The 6478-nt window shown below is 59.6% G+C and carries 6 protein-coding genes; all 6 read right to left on the bottom strand.

Going from position 1 to position 6478, the window contains the following annotated elements; all coding sequences use genetic code 11:
- Nucleotides 1–1225: 1225 nt before the first annotated feature.
- Entirely contained in the window at nucleotides 1226–1465 is a 240-nt protein-coding gene (locus tag AC5ZGW_RS44985; protein WP_028168715.1) for a hypothetical protein, read from the bottom strand.
- A gap of 196 nt (nucleotides 1466–1661) precedes the next feature.
- On the bottom strand, nucleotides 1662–1853 hold the full coding sequence (locus AC5ZGW_RS44980) for a hypothetical protein (RefSeq protein ID WP_130231321.1): 192 nt from the start codon (nucleotides 1851–1853) through the stop codon (nucleotides 1662–1664).
- A gap of 516 nt (nucleotides 1854–2369) precedes the next feature.
- Nucleotides 2370–3002, bottom strand: coding sequence for a hypothetical protein (locus AC5ZGW_RS44975; protein WP_130231319.1), 633 nt, complete (start codon nucleotides 3000–3002; stop codon nucleotides 2370–2372).
- 15 nt (nucleotides 3003–3017) lie between these two features.
- Nucleotides 3018–4805: a PHA/PHB synthase family protein gene (locus AC5ZGW_RS44970; protein ID WP_496114133.1), complete on the bottom strand. Its 1788-nt coding sequence runs from the start codon at nucleotides 4803–4805 to the stop codon at nucleotides 3018–3020.
- A 1042-nt stretch (nucleotides 4806–5847) separates the two neighbouring features.
- Complete coding sequence (locus AC5ZGW_RS44965) at nucleotides 5848–6051, bottom strand: hypothetical protein (protein WP_130231317.1); 204 nt, start codon at nucleotides 6049–6051, stop codon at nucleotides 5848–5850.
- A 247-nt stretch (nucleotides 6052–6298) separates the two neighbouring features.
- Nucleotides 6299–6478 (bottom strand): hypothetical protein (locus AC5ZGW_RS44960; RefSeq protein WP_474419762.1); only part of this gene is annotated, 180 nt, incomplete at its 5' end.

Below are 6478 nucleotides of genomic sequence, written 5' to 3'. Positions count from 1 at the left end.
GCATCTTCCGCGGTGGGAGAAGTACAATGTCCGTCTCTATCCTCAAGCAACTCGGCGCGGCGGCGGTGCTGACTGCGATAAGCTGCGCGCCGGCTCCGGCCCAGCCAGTGATATCCGAGCCCGGCTATTGCGCACAGTTCTATCCAAATGCCAATTGTCAGAACAAAGGGCCCGGGAACCCCTACACCGACCCGAATTACCGGCTGTATGGCGGCCAGAGCTCGGGACCGTGGCCGAGCGGTGAAACTGTCGGCATGGCGCCGAAGCGGCCCCGCGGACGCGATCTGTCCCGACGACATCCCAGCACTAGCCCCGGGCGGTGAGTGCTAAAGCGGGTGGCGCGTCACCCGCCGGGCCTATGATCTTCGCTGCGTTCGTTGCGCATCTCCGGCTCCCTCGCATTCAGGCGGCGGAGATCCTCGAGCAGACCGCGCTGGATTGGATCAAGGCTTTGCGGAATCTCGCCAGATCCTGCTTGGAAGCGCTCCTCGTCGGGCTCCAATCTGCGCCGGAAGATGAGTCCGCCGCAGACAAGCGCGAAGCCAATGACGATCAGCGCGACACCTAGAGCACGCATTTTGCGACCGCCAAAAGGCGCATTCTATCCCGCGTCGCTGCGGCACCCAATGCGCTATTTCCGCTCGGGAGGCTGCCAGAACGGCCGCGCGAGAACCCATCAGCGGGTTTCGCCACCGCGCGATAGCGTGCCACTGCAGCGAGAGGCGACCGGGGCACCAAGTCGAGGCTGATCCCCGGGGCCGCATTTGGGCCTACGGCTTCTTGACCACGGCACCGAGTCCGAGATCGAGCCTAACCATCATGTGTCGCCATGGCTTGCAGGGTTGTTTGTTGTCCCCGAGTATCGGCGAAAAGGAGCAGGTGCCGTATGGTTCGAGCGATCGAGGATCAAGCGCGACAGCGAGGGCTTTCACGGCTCTACCTGAACACCACGGATGCAGGGGGTCTATGCGAGGCACGGTTGGGCGGACCTTGATCGCACTAACTGGAAGGGCTTCGACACAACTCTGATGGCTCGCGATCTCTAAAGGCGCTGCGAAGGCCGTGGCGGAATGAGGCGCTCAAGAGGAGCAGCGGCTGGATCGACTCGGTGAAGCCGTGATCCAGTTCAGCATAATGTTCGATGATGCCGGCCTGCAAGATGCTTCAAGCTGGTCCGCAATCTGAAGCAGATGTATCCGAACACCGACGCGCTTGGGCGAACGGCTCAAGCTGTATGTTGAGGAGAACTTTCCCGACTAAACCCGTCCACCGCCAGCCTGATCTTGTGCGCGGTATGGTCAATGGTGATGCAGTTTATCCTCGTCAGCGCGCCGCTGGTCCTGAAGAACAGTTTGTGGCCGAGCTTTAGCTCGGCGTCGACGCGGTGGTGCCCCTTGATAAGCATGCCGTCGAGGTTGGTCTCGCCGATTGCATCGCCGGCTTCGTTCACGATTGTTCGGATCATTTCGCCTCTGTGATGTGCTCCGGCGCCGCCGCGATGGTTCGCAGTCTACCCAACCTTGTGCCGGCCCCGGCGTTCCAACCCAGATGTACCCGAGCAATGATACACTCGGCGAGCGCATCAAGCTTTATCATGGCCGGCGTATGCCAGGCCTCCCGGGCGAGGGGATGTTCGTTGTCTATGGCGCGCAATGCGATGATCATAGCCGGATAGCCTGCACGGCACCGGGCTCGCCTGAAATGGCGCGCTGCGGGCTACCGAAGTGGTCTATCGTGATCCATTCGCGGTCAAGTGTCGGCTCATAGAGGTCGAAGCCGTCAGGGCCGGAAGCGACGACCGGCATCTCCGGATCGAGCTTCTGCAGCTCAGCTATCAGGTCTTTGACTTTCATGGGCTTGCTCGTTGCTAGTCTGCGCCGCGGTGCCGGAGCGGCCATGCTGGCTTCACAGTCCTCTGCGGCCAGGTCGCTACCGAACCGAAGCAACACATCTTCAGCGCGGCGGCCATGAGGCTTACAATGGAGCCGAGGACAGGAAACGCATCGCTAACTTTGGGCTCTGCTCTTACCGCCTCCATCCAACGCGCCCGGCGTTGCTGACGTTCCTATAGACTGGGCAGCCGCTCTCCGCCCAACGCTCGCCGCCCACGTAGATGTAGGCCTTGAGCGGTGGCCGGTCGGAATGGTTCGGGTGTGCAATGACCTCGATGGTCGGGGTAGTTCGAAAGTGACCGGCCGACTTTCTAAACGCCGTTTTAGACCCACAGGCGGCCTCGGCTGCCGACCGATTCCGCTTCACAATGCGCAGTTCCTTTGTCGAAGCGGAAAACTCGGCTCCTCATTGAAGGCAGAGGTTGTTGGCCGTGACCAAAGCAGATATCCGCGCCGGTTTGCCGGCGGATCGGCCTTTCAGCGATGCGCCGCCAGCCAAGCGATGATGCTTGGCCCGTCCTGCAAGGATTCCGAGGTGCTGCAATGCAACGCCGTCTCGCCGGGGTTTTTGATGAGCGAGGCATCCTTGGTAGGCAACGCATCAAGCAACGGTTCAATCGAGGCGAGCGGTGCAACCTTGTCTGCCGTGTTGACGGTCGCGAGGGTCGGGACGTCGAGACATGACGGGCCAATCGTGCGACCCAGCACGGTGAGAGTGCCTCGACAGAACTGGTTTTCCCGATACAGCCATTCGGCAATCTGATGGACCAGCCTCCCCGGGAGCGGGGCCTCGTCAAGAGCCCAGCGCGCAACCCGCGCATGGACATCCAGCGCCCGCAAGTCGTCAATGCTCATTGCCGCATCCATCAACCGGGACCATACGAACGTATCAGGGGCGGCGAAAGCGCTTGCATGCGACAGCAGCGAGCCCGGGATGATGTCCGCTTCACTCTGATCAGGCGGAATCATCGAGACGAGCGCATCGCGAAATCGGTTCGTCGCTGGTTGAAAGCAAACGGGCGCGCCGAGAAGCAATAGACCGCGGACAGCTCGCGGTTCGCGTGCGCTAAAGGCCGCCGCCAACGTCCCGCCAAACGAGTGGCCGATCAGGAAGAGCTTTGTCGCTTACGCGGCCATCGATCTTACGCGGACGTACGAGCCCGGCGCGTTTTCGATAACCGGTAACTTGCCGCCGCCCGGTTCGCGGGCAGGAACGCGGCCTGCATCAAATTGCGTGACCCATTCGTCCCAAAGCGGCCACCACGAGCCTTGATGAGGCGTAGCGCCGGCGAACCATTCCTCCGGACTGGGCGGCAAATTGTCGTTCGCCCAGTGGCCGTACTTGCTGCCTGGCGCGCTGATCACGCCAGCCATATGGCCCGCAGCGGATAGAACGAATTTGACCGGCCCGGAATACAAGCGTGTCGCCGCATAGGTCGATTCCCACGGCGCAATGTGGTCTTCGCGCGTGGCCAGAATGAAGGCCGGAGTCCTGATTTTCGACAGATCGATCGGCATATCCGCCAACGTGATACCGCCGGGTTTTGCCAAGAGATTTTGCTGATACATCTTGCGTAAATAGAATGAATGCATCGCCGCTGGCATGCGCGTCGAATCCGAATTCCAAAACAAAAGATCAAAGGGTATCTGTTCCTTGCCGAGCAAATAATTGTTGACGACGAAAGACCAGATCAGGTCGTTCGCGCGCAACATATTGAACGCCGTCGCCATATCTTGCGCTTCCAGATAGCCGCGCTCGCGCATCCGCCTTTCGAGAGATGCCAGTTGCTCTTCGTCGATGAAGACGGCCATGTCTCCGACTTCGGTAAAGTCGACGAGCGTCACGAAATAGGTGGCGCTCGCAATCCGGTCGTCGGCCTTCGCGGCCAGAAAAGCCGCCGTCGAGGCAAGCAGGGTTCCGCCGAGGCAATAGCCAATCGTGTTGATGCTACGCTCACCGGTCGCGGACTCGATCACGTCCAGTGCGGCCAACGGTCCCTCGAGCATGTAATTTTCAAAGCTCTTTTCAGCGAGCTTCTCATCGGGATTCACCCAGGAGATGACGAACACCGTATGCCCCTGATCGACGGCCCATTTGATGAAGGAGTTCTTCGGCTGAAGATCGAGAACATAGAACTTATTGATCCACGGCGGCACGATGAGGAGTGGCCGCCTCCGGACTTCTCTGGTCGACGTTGCATATTGGATCAATTGCATAAGCTCGTTCTGGTAGATGATTTTTCCTGGCGCCGTTGCGATGTTTTCGCCGAGGCGGAAAGCCTTCATGTCGGTCATTGTAATCGCAAGCCGACCATCGCCGCGTTCCAGATCGACGAGAAGGTTCTCCAAACCACGTAGCAGGTTTTGTCCGCCAGACTCCAGCGTCGCGGTGAGGACCTCCGGATTGGTCGCGACGAAATTGGAAGGTGACAAAGCATCAACGAATTGGCGCGTGTAGAAATCGACCTTACGAGCGCTGGCCTCGTCCATGCCTTTAGTTTCGCGGATTGCGGAAAGAAGCGACTTCGCCGCAACGAGATAGCTGTCCTTCACAAAGTCGAAGATAGCGTTCTCGCTCCAGTCCGGATGCTTGAAGCGTTTGTCTTTCGGGGGACCGGCCTCGCGTGCACGCAGCATGAGCATGCGTTCCGCGGTTTTCTGCCAGATACCTAGCGTGTCGTAGAATAGGTTGATCTGGGCGCGGGCGACTACCACCGGGTCGGTCATCATCTTTGTCACGAGCTCGAAAAAGTCGAACCCGAGCGTTGACGTGTCGCCCATGCCGAACTTGACCGCGTCCGGCTGATGCGACACAAAGCGCTGCATCAGGAGCTGGCTTTGTTTCGCGATGTTCTGCAGTTGCGCCGCAAGGGCAATCGGATCCCAGGTGGGCTGCGTCTGTTTGTCGGCCATAGCTCCCTCCTGTCATTGTCAGGCTTTACCAGAGCCGTTCGGATAGGCTCCAAAAGACTAACATCCGATTGGGTGCGGTTGGAGAGCGATGAATCACCGTTTCGCCATCAGGCGAACCTTGGGCAATTGGCCAAACGCAAACGCTACCGTTGTCGAGACGATGACCGGCAAGCGCCGCTCAAACGTGCTGCGATGCAGCTAAGCGTTGTGCATTGCGGGAGTTCCTTCTTGCGACGTCATCCCAAATATTTCTCCAATGTAGGTAAGGGGGAGCGGAGCTTCCGTCTCTGCAATGCTCCAAGGTAGGGGCTCGACGCGCAAGTTGTCGCCCGTCGGCTTCCTCGCCGCTGGTACTCTCCAGATCTCAGACCCCGCATTGATACGTCTGAGGGGACTAGGGCGCTCGCTTACTCTAATGCGATTGGCTTAAGGTGCGTTGGCCATGGCGTCGATGGCGGACTGATGAGGATTTCGCACCAATGGAGTCAGCTGGCCAACTGATAAGCAAATTCGACAAAGCTTATCAGTCCGCCGTGATTCTCGGCGCGATGGCATTTCGCTGATCTTGATTGGCCCCTCCATGGGAGCCCTCCACGGGAGGTCCTACGCCAGCTGCAACTGCAAGAAATTGCCACCCCGGCAGACCAATCCGCATTCGAGCTGTCACGACCGTGCTGCTGGGATCGCGCTGGGAGCGGTAGGTTTGCAGCACTGCGAATCGCACAGAAGCCATCCCGGTTTGTTCGCCCGGATCATCCGGCGGCGATGCCAGTGATTACATGGTCCGCAACGGCAGGGCCGGGCGAGACCCTGCAGAAGAACCAAGATCCGAGCGGAGCTCTGCAGTCTTTCTGCTCTGCAAGTAGATCCAGATGATCCGCGCCATTTAGTTGGCGAGCGCAATGGTTGCCGAACACGCGCGGTTTGCGCGCCAGCATCTGTGCGAGCCACGACTGCCTTTGGCGCGCCGCGTCGGCTACCGTTGCACGAGGGCGCTGTGAGCGTGCGTTCATCATTTATTGGGCTATGCGCTCAGCTTACCTCACCGTTGGTGTTCGAGCTTCAGGCCCGGCTCGTGCCAGTCAGGGCCGCCGAAGCAGACGTTGTCACGAGAAGATCCGGCAGCCCGAACGAGTTCTTTCGGCGCGCCGGAGAAGCTCCGCCGCGCATCCCAGCTGCCATATTCTCTGGTCCCGGACTGCAAGGAGAGCACCGGTGTGTCGCTGAAATCGGTCAGCAGCAGCATGGGCGAGCTGGAGAGCAACGCCTAGATCGTGCCGATCAGCCCGTTGCCGAGCACCCCAGTCGTTGCATGGCATTTCAGCGACGTAGTTCCAAGACCCGGGACGAGAAAGGCTGGGCGGACGCAGACTATCACGCGGATCAAGGCCGATCGCGCGCCGATAACTGAGCGTCGATTTCGTTCATAGCGTTTCGGCCCTGCCGGCGTGCGCAAGAGTTGTTCACACCAAGGTGCAATTGAGCCACCAACTTCAGGGATCTACACCCACGTCGTGGCGATAGATGACTGAAAAAGTGCGTTGATGATTCCGACCGAAGGCATCGAGGTCGATCGATCGCCCCCAGGAAACTATCGGAAAGCAGCGAGAGTAGTTCAGATGGCGGACTTCGCCGCAGCTGTCGTTGTGGGTGCAACAGCATTGCGGCGCTTC

The organism is Bradyrhizobium sp. Crot121 (assembly GCF_059512385.1).
Note: the sequence above shows the minus strand (reverse complement) of the source record. Positions and strands in the feature narration are given on the sequence as shown.

What these genes read in the sequence shown, in the direction of transcription:
- AC5ZGW_RS44970 (WP_496114133.1), bottom strand. Translation starts at nt 4,805, where the DNA reads ATGGCCGACAAACAGACGCAGCCCACCTGGGATCCGATTGCCCTTGCG.
- AC5ZGW_RS44965 (WP_130231317.1), bottom strand. Translation starts at nt 6,051, where the DNA reads ATGCTGCTGCTGACCGATTTCAGCGACACACCGGTGCTCTCCTTGCAG.
- AC5ZGW_RS44980 (WP_130231321.1), bottom strand. Translation starts at nt 1,853, where the DNA reads ATGAAAGTCAAAGACCTGATAGCTGAGCTGCAGAAGCTCGATCCGGAG.
- AC5ZGW_RS44985 (WP_028168715.1), bottom strand. Translation starts at nt 1,465, where the DNA reads ATGATCCGAACAATCGTGAACGAAGCCGGCGATGCAATCGGCGAGACC.